The organism is Sulfitobacter sp. EE-36 (genome assembly GCF_000152605.1).
Classification (GTDB): domain Bacteria; phylum Pseudomonadota; class Alphaproteobacteria; order Rhodobacterales; family Rhodobacteraceae; genus Sulfitobacter; species Sulfitobacter pontiacus.
In genome coordinates, this window is sequence record NZ_CH959310.1 from 2,275,511 (window position 1) to 2,302,470 (window position 26,960).

At 58.6% G+C, this 26,960-nt stretch carries 21 protein-coding genes and 1 tRNA gene; 18 read left to right on the forward strand and 4 right to left on the reverse strand.

All coding sequences use genetic code 11. The annotated features are described in order from the left end of the window. Positions 1-5 precede the first annotated feature (5 nt). The 12 genes from EE36_RS13635 (at position 6) to EE36_RS13690 (ending at position 12,084) form a co-directional block, all read left to right on the forward strand. Entirely contained in the window at positions 6-5,012 is a 5,007-nt protein-coding gene (locus tag EE36_RS13635) for a hypothetical protein (RefSeq protein WP_005853163.1), read from the forward strand. A 3-nt stretch (positions 5,013-5,015) separates the two neighbouring features. Further along, entirely contained in the window at positions 5,016-5,912 is an 897-nt protein-coding gene (locus tag EE36_RS13640; RefSeq protein ID WP_005853165.1) for a hypothetical protein, read from the forward strand. Then, positions 5,913-8,393, forward strand: a complete 2,481-nt coding sequence (locus EE36_RS13645; RefSeq protein ID WP_005853167.1) for a LamG-like jellyroll fold domain-containing protein — start codon at positions 5,913-5,915, stop codon at positions 8,391-8,393. 1 nt (position 8,394) lies between these two features. After that, positions 8,395-8,691: a hypothetical protein gene (locus tag EE36_RS13650; protein ID WP_005853169.1), complete on the forward strand. Its 297-nt coding sequence runs from the start codon at positions 8,395-8,397 to the stop codon at positions 8,689-8,691. Positions 8,692-8,693: 2 nt separating this feature from the next. Next, positions 8,694-9,203, forward strand: a complete 510-nt coding sequence (locus tag EE36_RS13655) for a hypothetical protein (RefSeq protein WP_039911946.1) — start codon at positions 8,694-8,696, stop codon at positions 9,201-9,203. Further along, a complete protein-coding gene (locus tag EE36_RS13660) occupies positions 9,203-9,553 on the forward strand; it encodes a DUF1353 domain-containing protein (protein ID WP_005853173.1) in 351 nt (116 codons plus the stop codon). The genes EE36_RS13655 and EE36_RS13660 overlap by 1 nt, the downstream gene beginning before the upstream one ends. A gap of 33 nt (positions 9,554-9,586) precedes the next feature. After that, entirely contained in the window at positions 9,587-9,856 is a 270-nt protein-coding gene (locus tag EE36_RS13665; protein ID WP_005853176.1) for a hypothetical protein, read from the forward strand. Beyond that, positions 9,853-10,287: a hypothetical protein gene (locus EE36_RS13670; RefSeq protein WP_005853178.1), complete on the forward strand. Its 435-nt coding sequence runs from the start codon at positions 9,853-9,855 to the stop codon at positions 10,285-10,287. The genes EE36_RS13665 and EE36_RS13670 overlap by 4 nt, the downstream gene beginning before the upstream one ends. Positions 10,288-10,352: 65 nt before the next feature. After that, the gene (locus tag EE36_RS13675; protein WP_005853180.1) at positions 10,353-11,252 is read left to right on the forward strand and encodes a lysozyme; all 900 of its coding nucleotides are present in this window, start codon (positions 10,353-10,355) and stop codon (positions 11,250-11,252) included. Next, a complete protein-coding gene (locus EE36_RS13680) occupies positions 11,249-11,560 on the forward strand; it encodes a DUF5658 family protein (protein ID WP_005853181.1) in 312 nt (103 codons plus the stop codon). The genes EE36_RS13675 and EE36_RS13680 overlap by 4 nt, the downstream gene beginning before the upstream one ends. A 16-nt stretch (positions 11,561-11,576) precedes the next feature. Then, positions 11,577-11,903 (forward strand): hypothetical protein, encoded by a 327-nt coding sequence (locus tag EE36_RS13685; protein WP_254655591.1) that lies wholly within the window; start codon positions 11,577-11,579, stop codon positions 11,901-11,903. Further along, on the forward strand, positions 11,845-12,084 hold the full coding sequence (locus EE36_RS13690; protein WP_254655592.1) for a hypothetical protein: 240 nt from the start codon (positions 11,845-11,847) through the stop codon (positions 12,082-12,084). The genes EE36_RS13685 and EE36_RS13690 overlap by 59 nt, the downstream gene beginning before the upstream one ends. Positions 12,085-12,955: 871 nt before the next feature. On the opposite strand, the gene EE36_RS17385 is transcribed toward EE36_RS13690, so the two are convergent. From EE36_RS17385 to EE36_RS13705, 3 genes are all read right to left on the reverse strand, one after another. Continuing rightward, the gene (locus EE36_RS17385) at positions 12,956-14,176 is read right to left on the reverse strand and encodes a GAF domain-containing sensor histidine kinase (RefSeq protein ID WP_039911949.1); all 1,221 of its coding nucleotides are present in this window, start codon (positions 14,174-14,176) and stop codon (positions 12,956-12,958) included. Between the two features lie 454 nt (positions 14,177-14,630). Further along, positions 14,631-14,704: transfer RNA gene (locus EE36_RS13700), tRNA-Gly, on the reverse strand. An 89-nt stretch (positions 14,705-14,793) separates the two neighbouring features. Beyond that, complete coding sequence (locus EE36_RS13705; protein WP_005853191.1) at positions 14,794-16,830, reverse strand: ASKHA domain-containing protein; 2,037 nt, start codon at positions 16,828-16,830, stop codon at positions 14,794-14,796. Positions 16,831-17,069: 239 nt separating this feature from the next. Between EE36_RS13705 and guaB the strand changes: the two genes are divergently transcribed. The 3 genes from guaB to EE36_RS13720 all read left to right on the forward strand — a co-directional run bounded on the left by guaB (position 17,070) and on the right by EE36_RS13720 (position 22,117). Then, positions 17,070-18,518, forward strand: a complete 1,449-nt coding sequence (guaB, locus tag EE36_RS13710) for an IMP dehydrogenase (protein WP_005853192.1) — start codon at positions 17,070-17,072, stop codon at positions 18,516-18,518. A 38-nt stretch (positions 18,519-18,556) separates the two neighbouring features. Beyond that, positions 18,557-19,717 carry an RsmB/NOP family class I SAM-dependent RNA methyltransferase gene (locus EE36_RS13715; protein WP_005853195.1) on the forward strand — a complete coding sequence of 387 codons (1,161 nt, stop codon included), beginning with the start codon at positions 18,557-18,559 and terminating at the stop codon, positions 19,715-19,717. A 114-nt stretch (positions 19,718-19,831) separates the two neighbouring features. Beyond that, positions 19,832-22,117, forward strand: a complete 2,286-nt coding sequence (locus tag EE36_RS13720; RefSeq protein WP_005853197.1) for an ATP-binding protein — start codon at positions 19,832-19,834, stop codon at positions 22,115-22,117. A 12-nt stretch (positions 22,118-22,129) separates the two neighbouring features. Here EE36_RS13720 and EE36_RS13725 read toward each other — a convergent pair whose 3' ends face one another. Beyond that, the gene (locus EE36_RS13725) at positions 22,130-22,723 is read right to left on the reverse strand and encodes a hypothetical protein (protein ID WP_005853199.1); all 594 of its coding nucleotides are present in this window, start codon (positions 22,721-22,723) and stop codon (positions 22,130-22,132) included. Between the two features lie 206 nt (positions 22,724-22,929). On the opposite strand from EE36_RS13725, the gene recA reads away from it, so the two are divergent. The 3 genes from recA to EE36_RS17390 form a co-directional block, all read left to right on the forward strand. Further along, complete coding sequence (recA, locus tag EE36_RS13730; protein ID WP_005853202.1) at positions 22,930-24,000, forward strand: recombinase RecA; 1,071 nt, start codon at positions 22,930-22,932, stop codon at positions 23,998-24,000. 134 nt (positions 24,001-24,134) lie between these two features. Continuing rightward, on the forward strand, positions 24,135-26,795 hold the full coding sequence (alaS, locus tag EE36_RS13735; RefSeq protein WP_005853203.1) for an alanine--tRNA ligase: 2,661 nt from the start codon (positions 24,135-24,137) through the stop codon (positions 26,793-26,795). A gap of 3 nt (positions 26,796-26,798) precedes the next feature. Next, positions 26,799-26,960: DUF1330 domain-containing protein (locus tag EE36_RS17390; protein WP_005853205.1), on the forward strand; the 162-nt coding region annotated here is incomplete at its 3' end.

Sequence of the window (26,960 nt, forward strand, 5' to 3'; positions counted from 1 at the left end):
CAGTAATGGCACAAAGCGTTATTGGCGCACTCCGCGTCAACCTCGGATTAGATAGCGCGAAATTTAGCCGCGGCCTGTCTGAAGCCCAAAAAAGCATGCAGGCCGCGCGCAAGCAGTTTGCGGCCGTGGCCGGGGTTGCCGCGGCTATGGGGGCGGCGATCTCTGCAGCGGCGCTTGCTGGTGCGCGTGACATCGACCGTGCCGCGAAGTCTGCGCGCCGGCTCGATAGCACGGTCGGGGCATTTCGCGCGCTCGAGCTGGCGGCCGGCGAGGCGGGGGTAAGCCTCTCTGGCCTGGCGAATGATGTCCAGACAATGAACCGCGAGCTTGCCAACGTGGGCAAGACAGGCAACGCCAAGCGCGCGCTCGATGCCCTGGGGCTGTCGGCCGGTGAGCTGCAGGGGCTCGATGCAGACGAAAAGCTCGCCACGATTGCGGATCAGGTTAAAAAGCTCGGCCTCGATGCCGGCCAAACGACAGCCGTTTTGCGCGACTTGGGGATCCGCAATCGCGAAATGGCGTTGCTTGTTCTAGGCGGCGGTGATGCGATCCGCGCAGCGCGCGGGGATATCAAGGAATATGGCCTCGAGCTGAGCAGCATTCAATCGGCCGGCATAGAGCGTGCCAATGATCAAATTGGCCGTTTGGGGCTGATCACGCAATATGCGGGGCAACAGCTCGCGCTGTCGCTGGTCCCTGCAATGGGGCAGCTCGCCGAGGCGCTTACAAACAGCTTACGCGAGGGGGGCGCGCTGCGCGCCGTGATCGACGGGCTGATCGGCAACCTCGACAGGCTTGCGACTTATGTCGCGGTTGCGGTCGCGGGTTTCGGGGTGAAATACGTGGGTGCAATGGCGATGGCGGCGCTTTCGACGGCGAGCTTGTCCAAAGCGCTGATGTTTATGCGCGGTGCCCTGATCCGGACGGGGATCGGCGCGCTGGTGGTCGGTGCCGGCGAACTGGTGTACTTCTTTGCGCGCCTGGTGAAAGCTTCGGGCGGCTGGGGCAATGCGCTGTCAGCGCTCGGGGATCTCGCGGCCGGCGTTTGGCAAGGTATCCAAACAAGCGCGAGCGCGATCCCCCCGGCATTGGCGGCGGTTTGGAAAATGGTCGCTTCGAGCTTTTACGGGATGATATCGGAGCTGCAAGAAAGCTGGTCGCGGTTCCTCGGCAATTTGGGTGCAAATCTTTCCGATGTTCCCGGCATGGGCAAGTTTGCCGATGCGATCCTCGAGACGTCGGGCAAGGCTGCGGCCGGGATGTCCGAATTTGATGCGAAGGCGCAGGCTGCGGCAAACAGCGCGGCGGCATTAAAGGATGAGGCATCGGCGCTTGCGGCCGAGGGGTTCCAGCAAGCCAAGGACGCGGCGGCCAAGCTTGCCGCGATCGTATCCAACACGGCCGACGAAACGGACGGCGGGGCCGAGGCAACCGAAAACCTAAACGACGCGCTCGAGGATCTCGGCGGCTCGACGGGTTCCGGAGGATCCGCCGGCAAGGCAGCCAAGGCGCTCGATAAGGTCAAAACGGAGGCCGAGGCGTATCAGGATGCTTTGAAAGAGGCCGCCAATACATCCGAGGACATCGGCACCGAAAAGGCGCGGATTCTGGTCGGCGGGATCGACAGTGTTGCAAACGCTTTCGGTGATTTCATTGGCGGTGGCTTGAAGGGGTTCAAGGGCTTTACGAAGTCGATCCTCGACGGGTTCAAGGGCATGATCAGCCAAATGATCGCGCTGGCTGCGAAAAACCGGATCATGTTCAGCCTGGGGATCGCGCCCGCAGGGGTGGGCGGTGCTGCGGCTGCTGGCGTGCCAGGCGTTGCCGGCATGCCAAGCGCGGGCGGGATCCTGGGTAGCCTTGGCAGCCTCGGGGGCGGTGCCGGTGGCGGCGGGCTGCTTGGTGGTATAACAAGCGGGCTCGGCGCTTTGACAAGTGGCCTCGGGGCGGGTTTCAACATGGCGCTCGGCGGGTTTGCATCCGGCGGCCTCGGCGGCCTTGGCAGCGTGATCTCGACGCAGCTCGGCGCGGCAACCGCGTCCGTTGGCGCTTTGGGGGCTGCAGTCGGTGCGATCGCTTTGCCCGTGGCGGCGGTGGCGGCCGTGTTCAGTTTCTTCAAGAAGAAAACAAAGGAGCTCGACGCGGGTTTGCGCGTGACGGTCGAGGGGCTCGATGGGCTGGTCGAGACGTTTAAGGTGATCGAAACCAAACGGTTTTGGGGGCTGAGCAAGAAGGTTCGCACTTCCTATCAGGCTGCCGCTGATGAAACCGCCAAGCCGCTGCTGTCGGCGATCGACAGCATTGCGCAAAGCGTGATCGGCCTCGGCGATGTCTTTGGCTTTGCCAGCACCAATATCGACAAGGCAAGTTTTCAGTTCAAGATCTCGACCAAGGGCAAGAGCGACGAGGAAATCCAAGAGGCAATTGCCGAGGAATTGGATCGGCTCGGCGATGTCTTTGCGGATTCGATCGTCGGCACGTTCGATGAAGTCGTGACCAAAGTCACCGGCAACGGTAACTTGACCGGCCTCGCGGCGCTGTTCTCGAAATCCGGCGGGGTGGTGACGGAAACGATCAGCCACGTAAACGAGGAATTCGAGGCGCTCAAGAAAGAGGGCGAGGGATCTTTCGAGACGCTGAGCCGGCTTGTCAGCTCTTTGACATCGGTCAATTCGGTGATGGATACCCTGGGGGGCACGCTCTACGAGGTCAGCCTTGCCGGCGCGGATATGGCGAGCGGCCTTGTCGATATGTTTGGCGGGCTCGATGCAATCCAATCGGCAACCTCGGCCTATTATCAGGCTTTCTACACTGAGCAAGAGCGCCTTGATACGCTCACGCGCCAGCTAACCGGCACGCTGTCGGATCTCGGCCAGACAATGCCCGAGACGCGCGCGCAGTTCCGCGCGCTGGTCGAGGCGCAAGATCTCACGACCGAGGCCGGCCGGGCAATGTTTGCGGCGCTGGTCGCGCTTGCCGGCCAGTTCGACAGCATCTTGCCGGCTCTGGATAGCCTGTCGAATAAGCTTGGCGGTCTGGTCGCTGATGCGATCGACAGCGCGCTTGCGCCGATCGACGCGCAGATCGAGGCATCGAGCGCGGCCGCAAACCAGGCGCGCCAATCCGCAACCGAATTTTACCGCCTGGCGGAAAGCCTGCGATCGACAGCAAGCAGCATCGGCGGGGTGCAATCTGCATCGGATCTGGCCGGCGCGAGCCAGCGGTTCGCATCCTTGTTTGCGCAGGCGATCGGCGGGGATATCGATGCCCTGGGGGATCTCGGCGGCGCGGGGTCTGCCCTGGCATCCGACAGCGCGGGCTTTGCCAAGACGGCAACCGAGCTGCGCCGGATTGAGGCGGGGATCTCGAGCCAGCTCGGCCAGGCTGCGGCCGTGTCCGAGGCGCTCGGCCTTGGCGCTGATTATCAAGCGATGCTGTTTGACGTTCAAACGGCGGCGCTGCAGGAAACCCGCGCGCTGTTGACGCAAGGCGACATCACGCAAGAGATCCTGCTCGAGCAGGCGGCATTGCTTAAAAACATCGGCCGCCAAATCGTCGACAGCACTGATCTACAAGTTGCCGTCAATCGCGATGCCTCGGGAAAAGCTCTGGCGGCGCTAGTCGATAACGCCGGCGCTATCGTCGGATCTCTGTCGGCCGAGGGCGCGAAAGGCATCGCTGCGCTGCAGGGCCAAACTGCAAACGTAAACGCGGCGACGGCGGCCGCAGCTCTGGGGCTATCCTCGAGCATCGTCTCAAGCCTGGACGGCAACAGCGACGGGATCATTTCGGCGCAGGAAATGCAGGCGGCCTCGATCGTCAGCGCGTATCAAAGCACGGTGGTTTCGCTCGCATCCGCGATCGACCGCAACGGTTCAATGACAACCGCGCAGATCCGAGCCTCGCTTGCCGGCAAAGCATCTGATGCCGCGATCTCGGCCGTGATCTCTGCTGTCGATCGCAACAAGGACGGGGTAGTTTCGGCCGAGGAAATTGCGGCGGCGCGCATGCTGTCGGGGATCAATCAAGGCACGCTCGAGCAAGTGCGCGCCATGGCCGGGCAAAACGGTGTTTTTGCCAACGCGATCACCGGGCAAACGGCGAGCGTTACGGGCAGCCAAAGCCTGACGAACGCCGAGCTCGGCAAGGTTCAAGATCTGCAGGGCGAGACGGTCAGCATCACCGAGCTGGTCGAGCGTGCCGTTGCCGGAAATGAAAACCTGACATCGGCCTTGCTGAACCGGATGGCGTCGGGGATCTCTGTCGCGGGTGTGCCGTCGATGGTGTCAGGGCTAAATTCGATCGGATCCTTGATCGGTCGGATCGTCGCGGTGCAAGAGGCATCGCTCGCGGCGGCCGAGGCCGAGGCTGCGCGTCAAGAGGCGCTGACCAATGCGCAGCGCGAGCTCGAGGCGACGGCGCTCGCGCAGGGATCTGCGATCGAGCAGGTTTCGGCCGCCTCGGCCGAGATCCTTTCGCTTGCCTCGCGCTTTGGGGTTTACCTCAATTCAAAAGCTGGCCCGGTGCAGATGTCGCAGACGGCAAAGTTTGGCGTCAATGATCAGGGGCTTTTCGATGCCCAATATAATCAGATCAGCTACTCGGGTAGCTCGAGCAAGGCGCGCAACTTCAAAAACGAGTTCTACGGAGAGGGCGGGCTATACGGGCAAACCTATGGGCGCGCCGCTGAGCTCAAGGCTTTGGCCGAGCAACTGCAGGCGCAGCGCCAGGCGGTAATTGATCTTGGCGGGATCCCGCAGTTTGCGCGCGGCGGCCGGCACTTTGGCGGCTTGCGTATCGTTGGCGAAAACGGCCCCGAGCTCGAATACACCGGGGCCAGCCAGATCTACAATGCACGGCAAACGCGGGACATGCTGGCCGGAGCTGGTGGCGATCCGGCGCATGCCGAGGATCTGCGCCGGCTGCTGCTCGAGGTGGTCAAAAACACAAAGCGCACCAGCGACATTGCACGCAAGCATGATGTCGATGGCATGCCGCCGGTGAGGGCATAATTTATGAAGATCATCACGCCGATCGAGATCTCGGAAAGCAATTTGTTTTCGAGCAATATCCCCGAAAACGACGCGCCGCTTTGGGATCTCGAGACGGAATATGCCGACAAAGCGCAGGTGATTTTTGCGCATGTGGTCTATGAAAGCCTCGAGGCCGGCAATCTCGGCAATCAGCCCGACCAGGATAGCGCGCGCTGGCTGCGCCTGGGGGCGACCAACCGATATAAGGCGTTCGACAAGCGGATCAGCGATCGCGCGGCGATGGCGGATCAAGTCACCTATACGATCGCGCACGGCGGCGCTTTTGTGAGCGGGGTGGCTGTCTTTGGCATCGCCGGGGGCACGCTCGAGATCGAGGTTACGGATCCGATCGACGGGGTGGTTTTCTCGAAAACCTATAGCCTGTTTGACGACACCGGCGTTGTCGATTGGTACACCTATTTTTTCTCGCCCGTCGGGGTGCAGCGGCAAGAGGTGATCGAGATCGAGATCCCGCCCTATTTGAACGCCTCAACGCGGATCACGGTCACCAACCCCGGCGGGATCGCCGAGGTGGGGCAGATTGCGATCGGCCGGGTCCTGGATCTCGGCGTGACGGCCTACGGCACTAATATCTCGATCGAGGATTACAGCCGCAAGGAACGCGATGCCTTTGGCAATGCGATCATTGTCGAGCGCGCCTTTGCGCAGCTCATCGACTACTCGCTCAAAGTCACCACCCAAACCGCGCGTCGGCTTCAAAGCACCTTGGCCGACTATCGCACGATCCCTGTCGTGTGGGTCGGCTCGACCACCGAGGAGCTCGGCACGCTGGTTTATGGATATTATCGCAGGTTCGACATCGTGCTCGCAGGGCCGACCGTTTCGGATGCCTCAATCGAAGTAGAAGGATTAATCTAAATGGCTACTGCTCCAAAAATCAGCAATTTGCCGGCCGCGCCAAACCGTCAACAGCCGGCGAATTTCTCGGCCAAGGGTGACGCGCTTTTGTCCTCGCTGCAGGGATTTGCGACCGATGCAAATGCTTTGGGGGATTATGTCGAAGGTGCTGCCGCGCAGGTTGCGATCGACAAGGCGGCCGTCGATGCGAATGTGCCGTTGCTGAACGATGCGAAAGCCGCTGCGCCGCTCGCGTTTTCTTACCGCGACACGGCCAAGACCTACCGGGATGCCGCCGCCACGTCAGAGGCAAAGGCGCTGCAGTATAAGAACGACTTGGCAAGCGCGGTGGTCTATCAAGATCTAGCGTCTATCGCTCTTTCTAAAAATATCACAATGATCGACGGGTGCATCGACACGTCGCCGAACCCGCCGCTTGCGGTACAACGCCGGACCAGCTGGTATAACGAAGCACTTGGCACAGTCACGCGGGGCACGCGCCGCGAACTTCCAGCCAAGCGTGTTATTATTGTGGAAGAGAACTTTTTCGGAATCTATGATGGTGACGATCCGTCGCTACCCCTTTGGTGGGGAAGACAAGGTACAACCACCAATTCTGGCGGTAACCTTTTCTACGCAAGCTATCTTGGGGGGGCTTCTGTAAAAGCCTGCGGTGAAGGAAAGATTTTGCTTGGCTTGAACCGGTCGAACACGAATGGCGGCATTCGTGTTCTTGATTTTGGCGCTGATCGAATAATGCGGTCTACGGCGAGTGCAAGCGTCACGGGGTACATTCAACCGCTCGCCAGTGCGCAAACCGAAAAAGTAACGGCTGACCCGTCTGTCCCCACACTAAGAAATAACGCAGTCTATGCTGTAACCTCTGTTGTTTTGGATGACGCACCTATTGATACCGCAAGCGGTATGCGTGTGCCTACCTACATTCTGGGTTCAACGGGAATCGAGGTATTGAGGCACGATGGTACGCGCATCAACAGTGCCAACGCTGCCAACCCCTCGGACGGAATTATTGTTCTGGATAACAAGGCGATCCACCACCGCTATGGTGCCAGCCTTTCCAGCTTTATCCCATTCCCCGAATGGCTAGAGGATCAGTTTTCTTACACGCTCAAGGTGGACAATGTGGGGCACAGTTCGACAAATATACCCGTTTTGAGCAGCCCCCAGCCCAACATGTGCGCAGATGGTTCCGATGTTCTTTCGCAGATCGCGTCCTTGGGCATGGCTCGCATTCGACCAAATTACCACGACTATGCGCAGTCTAAGATTGCTTTCTCTGCTGCGGACTACGCAACAGGTTGGATGTACTCAGGCACTACCGGGTGTTGGTTGAGTAGCGTCGATACGTCCACCCTGGCTCAGGTGGACTACGCCCACAACACTAACGCCCAGCTTCTCGGTGAGGGAGGTCTTACAGGGTACGACGCACCTACCGAAACTTACTTTATTGAGAGGACGGTTGGTTCAGGCACAGGTACAATTTCATTCCCTGTGCCTGCGGGTACACGGGTGCGCGTGTCTTACGAGAAAGTGTCCGGGAGTTCCGTCCTGGTTCGGGACGGGAATACTGTGATCGGTACAACTTCTGATCTAGGTGTTTTCGAGTTCACCTGTCAGGAAGGAAGTGTACGTTTCAACAATGGCGCAGGAGGACAATCGTCGGAGTTTAAGGTTCATGGTATTGATGTCATGGATTTTGATCGTTCGGTGAAAGAAACAGGGCTAGTTGTGCCCATATCACCCCTAGCCCGGACCCCGGTAGCAACAGGCGCTGAATTGGTGGGTTACGGTCCTTTCGACAGATACAACACCCTCACGCTGCCCTCCGACGGCAACCTACCCAGGAACGTATTCACCAATATGTTTATCGAAGGGTGGATGTATCAGGACGTTCAGTCTTCCGGCGGAATCATGGAGTTCGGGGAAAACACTTCAGGTAAGCGTAGACTGCTGTACAAGAACGGCTCAGGCGACTTGATGTGGAACATAGGAAGTGGTCAGGTCGAAGCGGTAGCCTCTCTTAAAACTGGCGTCTGGCAGAAGTTCTCGGTGCTGCACGATCAAAACGAAGACGTTTTTATTTGGGTCGATGGCGTTCTTCGTGTGAAGAAAAATTTAGTCAGGTCTAACCCCTCAAGTGCTATGCCTTTAATGCTGGGAGGTTTTCAATCCGGCGCTACGGTATCTGCTTTGTCCGGTAAATTGGCGCTAATTCGCGGCAGTCAAGCACGGCCTTCAAATGAGGAGGTGTACAAGGCGTATCTTGAAGAACTTCCAATGTTTCGACCGAACAGCAAGGTTACTCTACACGGTCCGTCAAACCTGATATCTGCGCTGGCTCACGACGAAACGACAGGTCTTGTGCACGCGGGTACTTCAGCCGGCCGCTCTGATTTCTCCGGCCTGGTTCGCGTCGGTCAAACCGATACCCCAATCACTACAAAGATCGTCGCGCATGACGGCATGATTTTGGAGCAATAAGATGGTCGCACGCATTACGCAGCCCGCAATCAATTTGCGCGAGATACTCACAAAACTTGCGCAACCGCCAAAGCCTTTCCTCGCACCGCGCAAACAATATCCCGCCGATGGGGTGCAAACAGATTTCAAGCTGCCTATCGGGTTCAAGGCATATGCCGTCGATTCCGCGGGACTGATCCGCGTCGAGGGTGAGCTCGAGGAGTTTACCCAAAAGTTTGACGGCTTTAACTGGATCGTTTCCTTTGCACAAGCGCCGGCCGATGGCGCGATTGTCGGCATCTGGCCGATGGGGGTTTAATCATGGGAATTCTCGAGGATCTCAAGCTCGACAAAGGGCAGCCGCCCATGAATGCCGGGCAGTTTCAACGCCGGGTGCTGGCCTATAACGAAAACATTTGGCCGCAGGCTTTGCGCGAGCAATACACCGATGCTTTCGAGCTCTGGAAAGACGAAATGCGCCCGGTTCTTGCCGAGGCTGAAGCAAACTATGCTTTCAATCACAAGCTCGCGGCGTACAAGGCAGCACGCACGCGCCTGGCGCGGTATCGCCTTGCCAATGGCCGGCCGGAAGTCACCGACATAATCGACACTGGCAAGATCAATCCTGATGGCTCGCCCTATCTCGAAAGTGTCGTGGTGCAGCCGGCGATTGAGCCGCTGCCGGCAACGGTCGAGACGATCAACGAAGCGGGTCAAATCGTTGTGTCGCCCAATCCTGCGATCGTGCAAGACGACGCCGAGCGCGCCGAGGCGCAAGCCGTGATCGACGCCACGGCGGCCGATGTCGTTGAATTCTACGAGGGCTTGTAATGAGCGCCTATACACGCGCCTCGGATTGGTATGCCCATGACACGGGGATCTTGCACCGCGTCACCAAGCCGCTTGCCTGGTGGGTTGGCAGTCCGATCACCGGCGCGCTCTATGTTGTGCCGGTCGGGGCTCAATTCGATGTCTCGGTGCCTCGGGGGCTGCGGTGGATCTGCAACCCCTTAGATCCGCGGTACTTCAAAGCGGCCGCGTTGCATGATCACTTTCTTTCGATCGGCTGGGATCGGTTCACGGCCGGCGCGCAGTTTCACCAGGCGTTGAAAGCTGACGGCGTTCCAAAGCTGCGGCGGGCTCTTATGGCCCTGGCCGTGCTGTTTTTCAAATATCAATAAAGGCGGCGCTTTCGGGCGGTCGAATGGTGAGCAGTGAGCGAGCAAAAGCCCGCATCAAGCCTTGATGCGTATCGTATTAGTCAGCTCGAGCATTCCGTCTCGAGCTTGCGCCAAGCCAACACGAAACTTGCGGCCGAGTGGCGCGAAGAAAGCCGCGCGCTTCACCAGGAAATCACCGATATGAAATCCGCCGAGGCCGCTAAAGAGCGGCAACTGCTTTTGGTGGGCATCACCACATTGGGCGGCATCGTGACGACGCTTTTCGGGGTTCTTTGGGCTTACAGATCGGTGATCTTCAAATGAAAAAATTGTTCTACTTGCTCGCCCTGGTCTGCCTGATCCTCTCGGGCGTCTTGGGGTTTATGGCGGTCAAATACGAGCGCCTCGATCGGACGCAACCGATCTCGAATTTCAAGAGGGTGGAGACGCTCAACAGCCCGGTAAAGGCTGGCGAGCCGCTGCGGCTGCGGATCTGGCGCGACAAAGAGCGCGACGATTGCCCCGTGCAATCCGAGCGCACGGGGATCAATCAAGATGGCGTTGTGTTTGATATGCCCGATGCCGAATGGGCGGGCGGTCCAGCGCATACGGATTTTCTCGATCTCAACTATCCGACGCTGCCTTATATGCCGGCCGGCGAGTATGAGCTGCGCGTCGAGCTGACCTACACATGCCCTGGTGGGCTTGAGTTTAACTATACGCAGCCCTCGGCGCTGTTCCGCATCGCCGGCTAGTCACTGTCAAATTTTTAAACCTCAATGGATCGCCTCTGCGGTCTTTTTTGCATTGGAGAACGCAAATGAAATTCGTGCCGGATGTCTGGGGGGTGCTCGGGCGCTCCTATTCTATGTGGTCGATCTATCTCGGGCTGATCTGCCTGATCCTGCCTAATGTGCTCTGGGGGCTCTGGCGCATTGAGGCGGATCCGTACCCGATCGGGTGGGCGGCGCTGGTGTTTTTGATCGCTGGCCTGTTCGGGCGGATCATCGACCAAAAGCGCAGCGGGGCGATCGCGCGGCTTGTGTTCCTGGGGGCGTTTGGCTTTGGCGCGCTAATGCTGGGGCTATCCTTGGGCGGGGCCGTGGCCGAGGATCTCTATCTCCCCGAGCAGACATCGACGGCGATCGAGCCTGACGAACAGGCGCAAGTTCGCGAGGGCGGGCTGATCTGGGGGCAGGCGTCGATCGTGCCGGTGATGGCCGAGCGGCTGGATCCGCAGCCCGTGGCGTCGGGTCTGGCATCGGCGGCGGCCTTTCTCGAGGTGGCGGTGCCCTATGTTGGCAAATGGGAGGGGCTGCGACTGGCCGCATACCGCGATATCGTCGGGGTCTGGACGGTCTGTTATGGCGAGACAAAGGGGGTCAAGCCGGGCGATCGCTATACCAAGGCGCAATGCGACGCCATGCTTGCGCGCGAGCTGATCAGCTACCGCACGCGGTTGCACCGCTATTTCACGCGCGAGACGCTGGCCGGCCGGCTGCCGGTGCATCGAGATACGGCTTACACAAGCCTTGCCTACAATGTCGGCGTCGGGGGCGCTGGCGGGTCAACGGCGGTGCGCCGGTTGAATGGCGGGGATATCGTCGGCGGATGCAAGGCAATCACCTGGTGGGATAGGGCCGGCAATCGGGTGGTGCGCGGGCTGACTTTGCGCCGGGGCGAAGATTACGCGCTTTGCATGTTCGGGGTGGTCGCATGATGGGCGGGCTTAGCGCGATCGAGATCCTGATATTCGGGCTGTTTGTCCTGGCGCAGCTCGCCGATGTGTACACGACGCAGCGCGCCCTGAAGCTTAAAGGCGCTGTCGAGGGCAACGGCTTTATCGCGGTGTTGATGTACAAGCTCGGCCGGGGGTGGATCCTGGTCAAGCTCGGGATCAGTTGCGGGGCCGCCTATGTAATTTGGTCGGAGGGCAGCCTATGGCTTTTGGTGCTGCTCGCGGCCGGCGTGTTCGCGGTGGCCGCGTCAAACTACCGGATCATAAAAAAGCTCGAGGGGCGGCGCTGACATGCTCGGCGGGGGCATGGTAGCCCGCTGGGGGCTGGTGGCGCTCCTGGGCGCGCTTTTTGTGCTCGGGGGCTATGCCTGGATCCTCGATCGACGCAATGGCGCGCTCGAGCTGCAGGCCGCGCGCGATGCGCGCTCGATCACCGCGTTGGAAGCCGCGCGGGCGCAAGCACGCCTTGCGGCTGATGTTGCCGCTGCGCGTGCCAAGGGGGCGGCCGTGATGCGCGACCAGGCGACGGCCGGCATCGAGCGGATCCGAAACTTGCAATTGGAGGGATGCGCCGATGCGCCGATTGATCCTGATCTTTCCCGTGCTCTTGATGGGCTGCTTTGGGAAAACTGAATATGTGCAGTTGCGCGACGAGATCCCGGCCGAGCTGCTCGAGCCGACACCGATCTCGACGCGCCGGCCGGCAACGTACCGCGAGCTTGCGATCCTGGCGACCGAGCATCTGAATTCTGCGCGCCAAGCGAATGCAGACAAGGCGGCGATCACCGAGATCCTCGGCGCGCGGCTGCAGTAGGGTGTAGGCAAAGAAAAGCCCCGATTACTGGGGGGCAATCAGGGGCTAGTCTGCTGTGAGCAGGAGGATCCAGGAAGATCCGGTAAAGATATTAAATGCATAAACAAATCGGCGATGTAAATAAAAAAAATCAATGAAAGCAGAGCAAAGCGAGATTTTCTATGCAAGGGTTTTGCTCGGGTGCGGGACAGATCCACGATTTAGCCTCCCCCAATTCCAGCCCCAAACGCAAAATAACCGCATCCGGTTCATAACCGGAATCTTTGTTGCCGGAACCTGGCTTTCACCTTGAGCCCGAAATATGATCCGCGCGCCGTGCTGGAAGGTCAAAAACATGCCCGAATTGACGCTCTCGGACGCTTCGTCAGATCCTGGCTTGCCAAGCGCGAAGGTTTCAAAAGTTTCCTCACGCACAATCCTATCATTCGCGTTTATCCAGATCGACCGGTGATCCCCATGTATTCTAGGCATGGATATTACCCAGGTGCTATGCTGCGACCCTCTGCCGAGCGGCTAGGAGATTAAGCTAAAAACCCAGCCGCACCAGCACGAGCGAAAGCCCCGCGCAGTAAGCGGTGCCGCCTTCGCGGTCTGCGGTGATCGTCTCCGCTCTTCGCTAGTTTTTGGCGGACCAAAATGGCGCGATTAAAGGAGGCGATCCGATACTTCCTGACACCGAAGGGTGTCAAGAAGGTGATAGGTGTATCCATAAAATGGGGCTAAACCCTCGCCGTGCCGAGACTTACACTCTAACGAGCTTGCGATCCTGACGACGGAGCATCTCAATTATGCGCGCCAAGCGTATGCAGACAAGGCGGAGATCGTTTTTATCCACGGCGTGCGGCCGCGGTAGAATGCAGACTAGGAAAGTCTAGAGTTTTGTTGTGTGCGATTTAACTTCACGCCACGAAGGTAGTCGAATACTTGCTGTAGTTGAGCTAGTATTTATGAATACTTCGAATTTCCCGCTGTGCATTTCAATGATCTTGCGAGTTAACGGTAGACCCAAACCTAACCCACCAGAACTTTTGCGACGGTCTAGTTCCTCACCCACAACAAATGGCTTGTGCAAATTTTGTAGGCCGTCTGTGGCCTCGAATTCTCCGTCATCGCGCACGTCAATGCGAATAACGCCGTCATGGTCTCGGTATATGGAAACTAGTATCTCATGGCCGCCGTGAAGCACGGAATTCAACAAAAGGGCCGTTAAGCATAGTTGTATCTGATCAGGGTCAATCAATAAATCTATGTCTTCCAAACGGCAATCTAGAGAGATAGATTTACCTCCCGTTTGGGAGAGGGCAGAAACCATTTCTATCGTTCGGTTTGCTAAAATTGATAACCGAGAGGGCTGTTCATTTAGAGAAAGATCACCTGTTTCTACAACGCTGAATTCAATTATGGTCTCGATGAGGCTGGCAAGATGGTCGGTGGCCTTCTTTGCTGATGAGGCGAGATGTTGTATGCCTTTATCCGCGGCTTTGATCTGTAAAAGTCCAAGTGCCCCCAAAATTATAGTAAGTGGAGTGCGTAACTCGTGTCCGACGAGTGTGATGAAATTTGAAACGCGTTTGTCTTCACTATCTTGATGATCTGGGGCGGAGTGCTGCTCAAATATGGCTACCACAGCTTTTCCCAACTCTTCAAGCAAGGCGATCTGTCTTACTGACGGTTTGTCATGTGGCTTTACATCAAGTGCGCAAAGACTTCCTAAGCGAAATCCTGATGATAAGACTAGTGGAACTCCAACATAAAACCTGTACTCAGGACCGCCTTCAACGACCATGGGGTGGTTGGAAAATTTAGGGTCCAAGCTAAGGTCGGAAACAATCATGGGTTCATCCGACATTATTGTGAAGCTGCAAAGAGATATTCTACGCGGAACTTCTCCCTTTTCGATTCCGACAGCAGAGGGAAGGATCTGCGAGTCCTCATAAATCGCACTGACTAATGCGGTTGGACAATTGAATAGTAGTCGTGTGGCTTCGCAAATGGCGTCAATGGCAGGATAATCAGAATTGGAAAGGCTCGGTAAGTTACGAACCGCTAATGCTCGATCTTCGTCATTAAAGGGTATTGGGCAAAATTCCATTTTATCAATCCTAAGCAATGGTGTGGGTCTCGCACCTTCAGTCCAAGATAATGCTATCTTTTAAGGTCATCACACGGCTTAAAGTTCGCTCAGAGGTTATCACGCTACAAAATTTCGGACAAATCAACTAAAATTTTCGCTGTTTGCATGGCGCTACGTCATAGGACATTTACCCAAAGAACAACTGCATCAACATCAGCTGGAACTGCATCTTTCTGTAGTTTGCCAACAAAGAAGTCTCCGTCATTATCGGAGAAATTGATGACGTAGAGCACTGCTTAAATGCTTTTTACTGCTAGAATTTGGTCTGGGTGAAAGTCTGGGACTCGTGCTGCAAAACCTTCCCAAACGTTCCCGATTTTGCCCAACCTTACGTATTTGGATAACGGAAGAACAACGCCAATAAAATGCTTATTAAAGCCTTATTTATATGGCTTAAGATGCTGTGAAGACTTGGAGCGGGTAACGAGAATCGAACTCGTAACTAAAGCTTGGGAAGCTGCCGTGATACCTTTTCACCATACCCGCGCGCCGTGAGGTGACTTAATCCGATGTGGCGGGTGCGTCAAGCGGGGTTTTTGCCTGACGCGCCCTTTGCCGATGGTTGCGGGCAGACCTTAGCGGCGGCGGCGGCGGCGGTTGCCGCCGGAGCTGTCGCCGCCGGTGTTGAAGGTCTCGATCGGGAGGGTGACGATGCTGTTGAGGATCGGGAAGGGCTCTACCGCGTTGGGGATGGCAGAGGCGTTGACGAAATGCTCTTGGAAGCGGGGTTCGATGGCGGTCTCGATCTTGTGGATGTTGCGGACGGTCTCTTCGATCTCGGCGCGGCTGGAGGTGTTGAGCAGGGCAATGCGCGCGCCGGTGCCTGCGGCGTTCCCGGCGGATGTCACCTTGTCGAGCGGGGCGTCGGGGATCATGCCGAGGATCATCGCGTGCTTGGGGCTGATATGGGCGCCAAAGGCACCGGCCAGCACAACGCGGTCCACGTGATCGACGCCGAATTTATCCATCAGCAACCGCGCGCCGGAATAGAGTGCTGCCTTGGCCATCTGGATTTCTCGGATGTCGCGGTTGGTCACGGTGATGCGCGGGCCACCATCGGCGGTGCCATCATAGACCAGATAGGAATTGGTACGCCCGTCGGCAAAGACATTGGCCGATCCGGTTTGTTCAGCCGTGCCGATCAGGCCGGGGGCGTCGACGATCCCGTGGATGCGCATTTCAGCGACCATTTCAATGATGCCCGAGCCGCAGATGCCGGTCACGCCGCTGGCACCGATCTGAGATAGGAAAGCGGGGTCGTCGGACCACAGGTCGCTGCCGATCACCTTGAACCGGGCGATCTTGGTAATCGGGTCAATCTCTACCCGTTCGATCGCGCCGGGGGCGGCGCGTTGGCCGCTGCTGATCTGCGCGCCCTCGAAGGCGGGACCGGTGGGGGACGAACAGGCGAGCACTTTATCGCGGTTGCCCAGCAGGATTTCGGCGTTGGTGCCCACATCGACCACCAGCACCAGATCGTCGGATTTATCTGGGGCTTCCGACAGGGCGACAGCGGCGGCATCCGCGCCCACATGGCCCGCAATGCAGGGCAGCAGATAGACGCGGGCAGAGGGGTGGATGTTCAGGTCCAGGTCCATGGCGCGCAGGCGCAGCGCGTTTGACGTGGCCAGCGCAAAGGGCGCTTGCCCCAGCTCGAACGGGTCGATGCCCAGAAACAGGTGGTGCATGACCGGATTGCAGACAAACACCGCATCCACGATCATGCCCTTGTCTATGCCACCCTCGGTGCTGATTTCATCGAACAATGTGTTCATACCGGTACGGACTGCGCGGGTCATCTCTGCCGCGCCGCCTTCGTTCATCATCGAATAGCTGACGCGGCTCATCAGGTCTTCGCCAAAGCGGATCTGCGGGTTCATCACGCCCGATGAGGCCACGACCTCTCCGGTTTGCAGGTCGCACAGATGCGCCGCGATGGTGGTGGAGCCCAGATCGACCGCCAGCCCGTAAAGCGACCCTTCGTAGAAGCCGGGCCAAAGATGCATGATGCGGGCCGGGTTCTCATCATCGCCCAAATGCACGGCGACGGTGACTTTCCATGCGCCCTTGCGCAGGGCAGGTTGCAGCGTTTGCAGGATTTGCAGATCGGCGGTGACATTTTCAAGCTGCCACTGATCGCGCAGGGCGTCGCAGAGCCTCTCCAGATCGCCCGAGGGGTCGTGCATGTCGGGTTCCTGCACCTCGACGAAAAAGAGCTTGGTCGACGGGTTGAGAACGATATCGCGCGCCTCGGCCCGTTTGCGGACCACCTGTTTGTGCACCTGGCTTTCGGCGGGCACATCGATCACCACGTCGCCCATAATCTGCGCCTGACAGCCCAGACGGCGGCCATCAATCAGACCGCGCTTGTCCTTGTAGCGTTGTTCGACGCTGTTCCATTCGGACAGCGCATCCGGTGCCACGGTGACCCCGTGCTTAGAGAACTGCCCATATCCGGGCGAGACCTGACATTTCGAACAGATGCCACGCCCGCCGCAGACGGAATCCAGATCGACGCCCAACTGCCGCGCCGCCGTGAGCACCGGCGTGCCCTTGGCAAAGTGACCGCGTTTGCCCGAAGGCGTGAATACCACAAGGGGATCGTTGCTCATCTATCTTTATCCTCAACACTTTGGCGCACCATAGCGTAGCAGGCGGCAGGTGAAAGCCGCGATGCGGCATAATTCCTGCCATCTGCGCCTGTCTGTGCCCCTGTACCCCCACTACAGCGGCTGCGAGGATCACGTATGCGCGCCCAGCAATGCAGTTAGCGTGCAAATGGGTCTTTCCAATCAAACCCATCCATGAAATATGAAACCGCCAAATGAACCCATGCAAGCCGAGGTGCAAAATGGAGATTCGTGAGGCTCTGACCTTTGATGATGTACTACTGGTGCCTGCGGCATCCAACGTGTTGCCGTCTACGGCCGACACGCGGACCCGCGTTACCAAATCGATCGCGCTGAACATTCCGCTGCTCAGCTCTGCGATGGATACGGTCACCGAAAGCCGCATGGCGATTGCCATGGCGCAGGCGGGGGGCATGGGGGTCATTCACCGCAACCTCACGATCGACGAACAGTCCAAGGAAGTGCGCCGCGTCAAACGGTTTGAATCCGGCATCGTCTACAACCCGATCACTCTGCGCCCCGACCAGACGCTGGCCGATGCCAAGGCGCTACAGGAACGCTACCGTGTCACGGGCTTCCCCGTTGTTGATGAAGCAGGCCGCGTTGTGGGCATTGTGACGAACCGCGATATGCGCTTTGCTTCTGATGATGCCACGCCGGTGCGCCTGATGATGTCCTCCGACAATCTGGCGCTGCTGCAAGAGCCCGCCGACCGCGACGAGGCGATCAGCCTGATGAAGGCGCGCCGGATCGAGAAGCTGTTGGTCACCGACGCCACGGGAAAGCTGACGGGTCTGCTGACGTTGAAAGACACCGAACAGGCCGTGCTGAACCCCACCGCTTGCAAAGACAACCTTGGCCGTCTGCGGGTTGCTGCGGCGACGACCGTTGGCGACGCGGGCTATGAGCGTTCGCAGGCATTGGTCGAGGCGGGCGTTGATATGATCGTAATCGATACTGCGCATGGCCATTCCGCCGGCGTGGCAGAGGCGGTGCGCCGTGCCCGCGACCTGTCGAGCGACGTGCAGATTGTGGCCGGCAACGTCGCGACAGGGGACGCGACCCGCGCGTTGATCGATGCGGGGGCGGATGCCGTTAAGGTCGGCATCGGGCCCGGGTCGATCTGCACCACCCGCATGGTGGCTGGCGTCGGCGTACCGCAGCTGACGGCGATCATGGATTGCGCCAAAGCTGCGGGCGATGTGCCTATCATCGCTGATGGCGGGATCAAGTTCTCGGGCGATTTCGCCAAGGCGATTGCGGCAGGCGCGTCCTGCGCGATGGTCGGCAGCATGATTGCGGGCACCGATGAATCCCCCGGCGAGGTGATCCTGTACCAGGGCCGTAGCTTCAAAAGCTACCGTGGCATGGGCAGCCTTGGCGCCATGGCGCGCGGCTCTGCCGACCGGTATTTCCAGAAAGACGCCGCATCGGACAAGCTGGTGCCAGAGGGGATCGAAGGTCAGGTGCCGTATAAAGGCTCTGCCAATGCCGTTGTGCACCAATTGGTCGGCGGGCTTCGTGCGGCCATGGGCTATACCGGCTGCGCCACGGTCGAAGAGATGCGCAAGAACTGCACTTTCGTCAAGATCACCAACGCGGGTCTGTCTGAAAGCCACGTGCATGACGTTCAAATCACCCGCGAAAGTCCGAACTACCGCATCGGGTAACTCCCTTAAATCAAAGGCGTAATCTACGTGACCCAAGCATGACCCCCGGCGCGCGCATCTCTGCCGCCATCGAGATCTTGAACACAATGGCGGACGGTGTCCCGGCGGAGCAAGCCTTGACCCGTTGGGCCCGTGGCAGCCGCTATGCAGGGTCCAAGGACCGTGCCGCGGTGCGCGATCATGTATTCGATGTCTTGCGGCAGCGGCGGCTGGCCGCGCACCTTGGCGGTGGTGACACGGGGCGGGCGCTGATGATTGGCGTCTTGCGGGCGCAGGGCATCGACCTTGCGCCGCTGTTCAACGGGCAAGGTCACGCGCCACTGCCGTTGTCGGACGCAGAGGCCACGCCCCCCGACGCGCCAAGTGATATGGCGACCCTGTGGAACCTGCCGGACTGGATCATACCGCTGTTTCAGGCGTCGCTTGGGGCAGACGCCGAAGCTGTCGCGCAGGCTCTGCAATCGCGGGCACCGATCTCTGTCCGGGTGAATACGGCGCAGGCAACGGTCGCGGATGTGGCAGAGGCACTGGCCGAAGCCGGCATCGAAACACGCACGAATGACCTTTGCACCACCGCCCTGACGGTGACTGAAGGGGAGCGGAAACTTCGCAACTCTGACAGCTACTTACACGGTGATATTGAACTTCAGGATGCGGCCAGCCAAGCGGTTGTGGCAGCGCTTCCCGAAGCTGAGCGGATGCTTGATTATTGCGCAGGTGGCGGTGGCAAGGCGCTGGCGATGGCTGCGCGGCGCGATGCTACGGTCTTTGCCCACGACATCGATCCGCGCCGGATGGTGGATCTGCCCGCGCGCGCGGACCGCGCTGGTGCAACCGTCAGACAGGTGACGACCGATGAACTGGACGGGGCCGGCCCCTTTGACGTCGTTCTATGTGATGCTCCCTGTTCAGGGAGCGGGTCGTGGCGCCGGTCGCCCGAAGGTAAGTGGACGTTTACAGCCGGTCGTCTGGAAGAATTGACACAAATTCAGGATAAAATCCTGGATCACGCCGCCACGCTGACCGCCAAAAACGGGACGCTGGCCTATGCGACATGCTCGGTTCTGCAAACTGAAAACGAAGATCGGGCCGCGGCGTTTCTGGTGCGGAACCCGGACTGGACGCAGGTATTTACCAAGCGTTTCCATGTAGATGCGCAGGGTGACGGATTTTTCACGGCACATTTTAAGCGTCGTTGAAGGATCTTTGAAACAACTTGAAGATGTTATTTCCTTTGACCTGATACGAAATTAACAGCACATTAACCCTCCTAAGTCTAAATGAACTCGGTTTCATGATTTAGGGGGAAAGTGTTGGCTCAAGAAAGTGCGGCTCGTCAGATCGTCTTTGGTAAGCGTTGGCTGGTTCTATCAGCCTTTGTTATCTTCGCCGCCATCCTTGGTTCAATCGCTCCAGCGCGCTCTTTGGCCATCGTTCTACAGGCCGCCAGCGCCACTGTCGGCCTTGCTGTCTTGGTTAACTTTGTGGTCGCGCTGCGCCGCCAGCGCGTGCAACGCGCGCAGCGTGCGGCGGCAAAAACCACGATGGCTGATGATCCGAACCCCTGTGTACTTACCACCAAGGAAGGCGATATCGTTGCGCAGAACAACGTCGCGTTAACCACCTTTCTGCGTCCGGCACAGCCCACCATCGCCGACCTGCTCGCGCCGCTTTTCGCGGACCCAGAGGCTCTGTCGTCTCGGCTCGCGGCCAAGGCGACGGAAGGGGGCGCTGCGAAAGAAGACATCAACACCCGTGACGGCACCATGCGCCTGTCCGCGCACCGCGTGGGGGAAGATCTATTTTGGCGGCTCGAAACCTTGTGGGACGCGGCGGAAAACGGCGCTGGCACGAGCGACCACGGGTTGCCAATGGTCATGGCCAGCAACTCGAACGTCATTTTGTTTATGAACGCCGCGGCCCGTAGTCTAGTTGGCAGACGCGTGACGGCGCTAAACCAGATCATCGGCGATATCCCCATCGCTTCGGGGGAAATGGTTACCGTGCAGACTGCCAAAGGCCCCATATGCATGACCGTCGCCGAGATCGGAGCCTCGGCCAACCGCCGCGCACTGTATTTTCTGCCACATGCAAACGACCGATTTCAGGACGCAGGGTGGTCCGCGCTTCAAAACCTGCCGATCCCGCTCATCAAAGTCGCCCCAAGTGGCGAGGTTTTGTCCTTCAACGCGCCGGCAGAGCAGTTGGTGGGCGCGGAATTGACGGAAGGCGTGTCGCTTGCCGACGTGATGGAGGGGTTGGGGCGATCAATCTCGGACTGGTTGCAAGATACGCTGGAAGGGAGATTGCTGCAAAAGCCCGAGTTCCTCAGGCTCAAACGCAGCGATCGGGAAGTGTTTGTTCAGATAAGGTTAAGCCTGATTTCCGAAGGCGGCACGCCCACGCTTATCGCCGTGCTACATGACGCGACCGAGCTTAAATCGTTGGAGGCGCAGTTTACCCAAAGTCAAAAAATGCAGGCTATCGGGCAGCTTGCTGGGGGCGTTGCCCATGATTTTAACAATCTGCTCACCGCTATTTCCGGCCACTGTGACCTGCTCCTTCTGCGCCATGACCCGGGCGATCGTGATTACAGCGATCTGGTACAGATCGACCAGAATGCCAACCGCGCTGCGGCTTTGGTGGGGCAGTTGCTCGCCTTTTCACGCAAGCAGACGCTCCGCCCCGAGACGGTCAATATGCGTGACACGCTTGCCGACCTGACCCATTTGCTTAATCGTCTGGTTGGTGAAACGGTGACCCTGACCCTCAGCCATGACCCAATCCTGCAACCCATCCGTGCAGATAAACGGCAGTTGGAACAGGTGCTGATGAACCTGATCGTGAACGCGCGCGATGCTATGCCCATGGGCGGGGAAATCAAAGTCACGACAGAAAATACCCAGCTGGCTGAACCGCTTACACGTGATCGGGTGACCGTACCCGTCGGGAAATACGTAACGGTTGAGGTCACTGACGAGGGCGAAGGTATTCCGCAGGACCGTTTGCAAAAAGTGTTTGAACCCTTCTACACCACCAAACGGACCGGCGAGGGCACGGGGCTGGGGCTGTCCACCGCCTACGGTATTGTCAAACAGTCGGGGGGCTATATTTTCGTCGATAGCACGATCGGGGAAGGCACCACATTCACCTTGTATTTCCCGTGCCATAGTAAGGGCGCGGAGGCATCAGCGCCGATGAAACTAACCGCTTCCCCGACCGGATCGAAAAGAGAGGACGGGACCGTCTTGCTGGTCGAAGACGAAGCACCGGTGCGCGCATTTGCCAGCCGCGCGCTGCGCATGCGCGGCTATACTGTTCTAGAAGCCGACTCGGCCGAGATGGCACTAAAAACCCTTGAGGACCAAGCGCTTAATATTGATGTCTTTGTGACCGATGTGATCATGCCGGGAATGGATGGCCCCACTTGGGTACGCGAAGCGCTGAAAGCACGCCCGGGGGTGCCTGTGGTCTTTGTCTCTGGCTATGCCGAGGATAGTTTCGGCGATGCCCAGATGGCGATTCCCAATTCTGTTTTCCTGCCTAAACCGTTTTCGCTGACGGAGCTGACGAATACTGTGAACAGTCAGATCCGATAGTCTGGCTGGTCGCTACTTGATCGAGTCGTAGAGCGCGAATTCATCTGCGAATTTGCGTTTGAAACGTTGCTCTATCTCCGGGGAAAGATGCAGGTCCATTTGGGGGGACACGTTTTCTTGTTTCAGATCAAGCGTCACATCGAGCCTTTGTTCAAGAAAACCTTTTAACCGATCCTGATTCTCGTATCGAAAATAATGGGTTATGCCCGTTCCGTTCGGTTGCGCCGCCATAAAGTTCAGCTGGCTGCCCACGTCGGCAAATCCTGGTTTCTTCCCCTTCATATAGGCAAGGATGAATTCGTCAAAACTCACGTCAAAGGTGGCATTGGGCTTGCCCTGCATAAAGGGCCGCTGGCGATAGCGATACCAACTGCCCAGCCAACTGATCGGCTCGCGCATGACGGCCATCAATTCAAGCTCTGTATCACAGACTTTCAGAAACATCGGGCGAATGAACCGGTTGTAGCGATAGACCGGCGCATGTTTCAGCATGGGCGGTTCGGAAATGACCATATCCGCCCGGGGGGCCAAAGCGGTTTCATAGGCTGTCGTTCCGGTTTTTGGAACCGACAAAAACGCAAGGCGTTCCTTAAAGAAAACAAGCACTTGAAAGAAAACCTTTCGTCAGTCGAATAGTAATTTTCGCGTATCAACCGAATGTTAATCAGTTCAATAAATAGATGAAAGGGCAAACAAATACATTGTAATGTTCTCATTTTGATCTCATATGGAACATAGAAAGAACATCAAGATGGTCGGGGCATGATGATTGCGGCTTGCAGACCACTGTGACAGTAAGAGGATAACCTATCATGGCAACGGCAGATCTTTTGACTATGGACAACAAGAAACAAGCTGAAAAGCAAAAGGCCCTGGACAGCGCGCTGGCACAGATTGAACGCCAGTTCGGCAAAGGGTCGATCATGAAGCTGGGGGCCGAAGGGGCCATTCAGGACATCAAGGCGAGCTCGACCGGTTCGTTAGGGCTGGATATCGCACTTGGTATCGGCGGTCTGCCCATGGGGCGGATCATCGAGATTTATGGCCCGGAATCCTCGGGTAAGACCACATTGACCCTGCATTGTGTTGCGGAGCAGCAGAAAAACGGCGGCGTTTGTGCCTTTGTTGACGCGGAACACGCGCTTGATCCGCAATACGCGCGCAAATTGGGCGTTGATATCGACGAGCTGCTGATTTCCCAGCCTGACACCGGCGAACAAGCGCTTGAAATTACGGATACGTTGGTCCGCTCCGGTGCGGTGAATATGGTGGTGGTCGACTCCGTTGCGGCCTTGACGCCCAAATCCGAGTTGGAAGGCGATATGGGCGACAGCTCTGTCGGGGTGCAGGCCCGTCTGATGAGCCAGGCCATGCGGAAACTGACAGGCTCGATCTCGCGGTCGAACTGCATGGTGATTTTCATCAACCAGATCCGGATGAAAATCGGCGTCATGTTCGGGTCGCCCGAAACGACGACCGGCGGGAACGCGTTGAAATTCTATTCTTCCGTGCGTCTGGACATCCGCCGCATTGGCGCGCTCAAGGATCGTGACGAGGTGGTCGGCAACGCCACACGGGTCAAGATCGTTAAGAACAAGGTGGCCGCACCATTCAAGCAGGTCGAATTCGACATCATGTATGGGGAAGGGATCTCCAAGATGGGCGAGCTGCTGGATCTTGGGGTCAAGGCTGGCGTGGTTGATAAATCGGGATCGTGGTTCAGCTATGGCGATGAACGGATCGGGCAGGGGCGTGAAAACGCCAAGACCTTCCTGAAAGAAAACACCGCCATGGCAAATGAGATCGAAGACAAGATCCGCGCGGCCCATGGGCTGGACTTCGACGGCTCCGACAGCGACGACGCGGATATCCTCGAAGCGTAAAGGCTTTCACCGCAAGTGGTTAGAAAAGGCGTGCCCCCAGGGCGCGCCTTTTTTCATGGGGGCTGCCTGTGGACAGTGCTCTGTCGCGAGGGTATTCGAAGGTAATTGTTTTTGCCCCTCGAAAGGCCCCGCATATGAAGACGCTCAACGATATCCGATCAACCTTCCTTGGTTATTTTGAAAAGCAGGGTCACTCGATCCAGCCGTCCAGCCCGCTGGTGCCGCGAAACGACCCCACGCTGATGTTCGCGAACTCCGGCATGGTGCAGTTCAAGAACCTGTTTACCGGCGTCGAAACCCGCGATTATTCGCGTGCGACAACAGCGCAGAAATGCGTGCGCGCCGGGGGCAAACATAATGACCTCGACAATGTGGGCTATACAGCGCGCCACCATACCTTCTTTGAAATGCTTGGGAACTTCAGCTTTGGCGACTATTTCAAAGCCGAGGCCATCGCCTTTTCATGGGAGCTGATTACCAAAGAACTGGGCATTGATCCCAACCGTCTTTACGTGACCGTTTACCATACCGACGACGAGGCTGCGGAGATCTGGAAGAAAGTCGCCGGGCTGCCGGACGACCGGATCATTCGCATCGCGACAGATGACAACTTCTGGATGATGGGGCCGACCGGCCCTTGCGGCCCATGCTCCGAGATTTTTTACGACCACGGGGATCACATCTGGGGCGGCCCTCCCGGATCGCCAGAGGAAGACGGCGACCGGTTTGTTGAAATCTGGAACCTCGTTTTTATGCAATATGAACAGTTCGAGGACGGCAGCCGCACCGCACTGCCGAACCAATCGATCGACACTGGCATGGGGATTGAGCGGGTCGCGGCGCTGCTGCAGGGCACGAACGACAACTATGCCACCGACCTGATGCGCAACCTGATCGAGGCGAGCGCCCATGCCTCCAGCACCGATCCGGATGGTCCGGGCAAGACGCACCACCGCGTGATCGCCGACCACCTGCGGTCGACCTCCTTTCTGATCGCGGACGGGGTGATGCCGTCGAACGACGGGCGGGGCTATGTGCTGCGGCGGATCATGCGCCGGGCCATGCGTCACGCGCATTTGCTGGGGCTGAAAGACCCGTTGATGCACCGCCTTGTGCCCGAACTGGTGCGTCAGATGGGCGGGGCTTACCCCGAGCTGGGGCAGGCGCAGTCACTGATTACAGAGACACTTCTGCTGGAAGAAACGCGCTTCAAACAAACGTTGGACCGCGGTCTGAAGCTGCTGGATGACGAACTCAAGGGCCTGCCAGCCGGTGCCGATCTGCCGGGCGAGGCCGCGTTCAAACTCTATGACACCTACGGCTTCCCGGTCGATCTGACCCAAGATGCCCTGCGCGAACAGGACCGCAAGGTTGATCTTGAAGGCTTCAACGCCGCGATGGATGCGCAAAAGGCCAAGGCGCGTGCCGCATGGTCCGGTTCGGGCGAAGCGGCGGATGCGACCATTTGGTTCGATGTGGCCGAAAAGTCCGGCACCACCGATTTTCTGGGCTATGACACCGAAACCGCCGAGGGGCAGATCGTTGCGCTGATCCAGGACGGTGCGCAGGTGGCCGAGGTGAAACAGGGCGACGCCGTTCAGATCGCGCTGAACCAGACACCGTTTTATGCCGAAAGCGGCGGTCAGGTCGGGGACACCGGCACGATCAAGACCGACAGCGGCGTGGTCACGGTGACCGACACGCGCAAAACCGCGGGCGTCTTCATCCATATCGGCGAGGTGACAGAGGGCACAGTCAAGACCTCTCAGGCCGCGGTCTTGGATGTGGACCACGCGCGCCGGACCTCGATCCGTGCGAACCACTCCGCCACACACCTGCTGAACGAGGCGCTGCGCAAGACCTTGGGAGATCACGTGATGCAGCGTGGCTCTTTGAATGCGGCGGATCGTTTGCGTTTTGATTATAGCCATAACCACCCGATGACGGCCGACCAACTGGCCGCGGTCGAGGAGGAGGTGAACAGCTACATCCGCCAGAACACCGCCGTGGAAACCCGGATCATGACCCCGGATGACGCGCGCGAGATGGGGGCGCAGGCGCTCTTTGGCGAGAAGTATGGCGATGAGGTTCGGGTTGTTTCTATGGGCCGCGAGGCCGGTTCGGGCAAGGGCGCGGACAAGCAGACCTATTCGCTGGAACTCTGCGGTGGTACCCACGTCCGCCAGACCGGCGACATCGGGGCCTTTGTGCTATTGGGCGATAGCTCCAGCAGCTCGGGCATCCGCCGGATCGAGGCGCTGACCGGCACCGAAGCCCTGAAGTGGCTGCGCACACAGGAAACCGCGCTGACCCGCGTCGCGGCAGAGCTCAAGACCTCGACCGCGGATGTGCCCGATCGCGTCCGTGCCTTGCTGGACGAACGCCGCGCTTTGGCCAACGAGGTCGCTCAGCTGCGCCGCGAGCTGGCCATGTCGGGCGGTGGCGATGCCAGTGCCGCGGCCCCGCGCGAGGTGAACGGGATCAAGTTCATCGCGCAGGTGGTCAACGGTGTGACCGGCAAGGATCTTCCCGCGCTGATCGACGAACATAAGGCCAAGCTCGGGTCCGGCGCGGTGCTGCTGATCGCTGATGCCGACGGCAAAGCCGCGGTCGCGGCGGGTGTGACCGCCGATCTGGCCGCCACGATCTCGGCGGTTGATATCGTCAAGACCGTCGTTGCCGAACTGGGCGGCAAGGGTGGCGGTGGCCGTCCTGAAATGGCCCAGGGCGGTGCCAAAGATGTCGCAAACGCCGAGGCCGCGATTGCCGCAGCCGAAAATGTTCTGAAAGGATAAACGATGCCCGCTTTGTGGATTGCACATGTCACGGTTACTGACGAGGACGCCTACGGTAAATACGCCAAGCTCGCTGGCCCCGCCATCGCGGCGCATGGGGGCAGCTTCTTGGCCCGTGGTGGCCGCTTCGTGCAGCTTGAAGGCAAGGAACGCCCGCGCAATGTT

Excerpts from the sequence above, each read along its gene's own strand:
- recA (WP_005853202.1), top strand. The coding sequence starts at position 22,930 with ATGGCAACGGCAGATCTTTTGACTATGGACAACAAGAAACAAGCTGAA.
- guaB (WP_005853192.1), top strand. The coding sequence starts at position 17,070 with ATGGAGATTCGTGAGGCTCTGACCTTTGATGATGTACTACTGGTGCCT.
- EE36_RS13690 (WP_254655592.1), top strand. The coding sequence starts at position 11,845 with ATGCGCCGATTGATCCTGATCTTTCCCGTGCTCTTGATGGGCTGCTTT.
- EE36_RS13670 (WP_005853178.1), top strand. The coding sequence starts at position 9,853 with ATGAAAAAATTGTTCTACTTGCTCGCCCTGGTCTGCCTGATCCTCTCG.
- EE36_RS13675 (WP_005853180.1), top strand. The coding sequence starts at position 10,353 with ATGAAATTCGTGCCGGATGTCTGGGGGGTGCTCGGGCGCTCCTATTCT.
- EE36_RS17385 (WP_039911949.1), bottom strand. The coding sequence starts at position 14,176 with ATGGAATTTTGCCCAATACCCTTTAATGACGAAGATCGAGCATTAGCG.
- EE36_RS13655 (WP_039911946.1), top strand. The coding sequence starts at position 8,694 with ATGGGAATTCTCGAGGATCTCAAGCTCGACAAAGGGCAGCCGCCCATG.
- EE36_RS13680 (WP_005853181.1), top strand. The coding sequence starts at position 11,249 with ATGATGGGCGGGCTTAGCGCGATCGAGATCCTGATATTCGGGCTGTTT.
- EE36_RS13715 (WP_005853195.1), top strand. The coding sequence starts at position 18,557 with ATGACCCCCGGCGCGCGCATCTCTGCCGCCATCGAGATCTTGAACACA.
- alaS (WP_005853203.1), top strand. The coding sequence starts at position 24,135 with ATGAAGACGCTCAACGATATCCGATCAACCTTCCTTGGTTATTTTGAA.
- EE36_RS13645 (WP_005853167.1), top strand. The coding sequence starts at position 5,913 with ATGGCTACTGCTCCAAAAATCAGCAATTTGCCGGCCGCGCCAAACCGT.
- EE36_RS13660 (WP_005853173.1), top strand. The coding sequence starts at position 9,203 with ATGAGCGCCTATACACGCGCCTCGGATTGGTATGCCCATGACACGGGG.
- EE36_RS13685 (WP_254655591.1), top strand. The coding sequence starts at position 11,577 with ATGGTAGCCCGCTGGGGGCTGGTGGCGCTCCTGGGCGCGCTTTTTGTG.
- EE36_RS13650 (WP_005853169.1), top strand. The coding sequence starts at position 8,395 with ATGGTCGCACGCATTACGCAGCCCGCAATCAATTTGCGCGAGATACTC.
- EE36_RS13640 (WP_005853165.1), top strand. The coding sequence starts at position 5,016 with ATGAAGATCATCACGCCGATCGAGATCTCGGAAAGCAATTTGTTTTCG.
- EE36_RS13705 (WP_005853191.1), bottom strand. The coding sequence starts at position 16,830 with ATGAGCAACGATCCCCTTGTGGTATTCACGCCTTCGGGCAAACGCGGT.
- EE36_RS13635 (WP_005853163.1), top strand. The coding sequence starts at position 6 with ATGGCACAAAGCGTTATTGGCGCACTCCGCGTCAACCTCGGATTAGAT.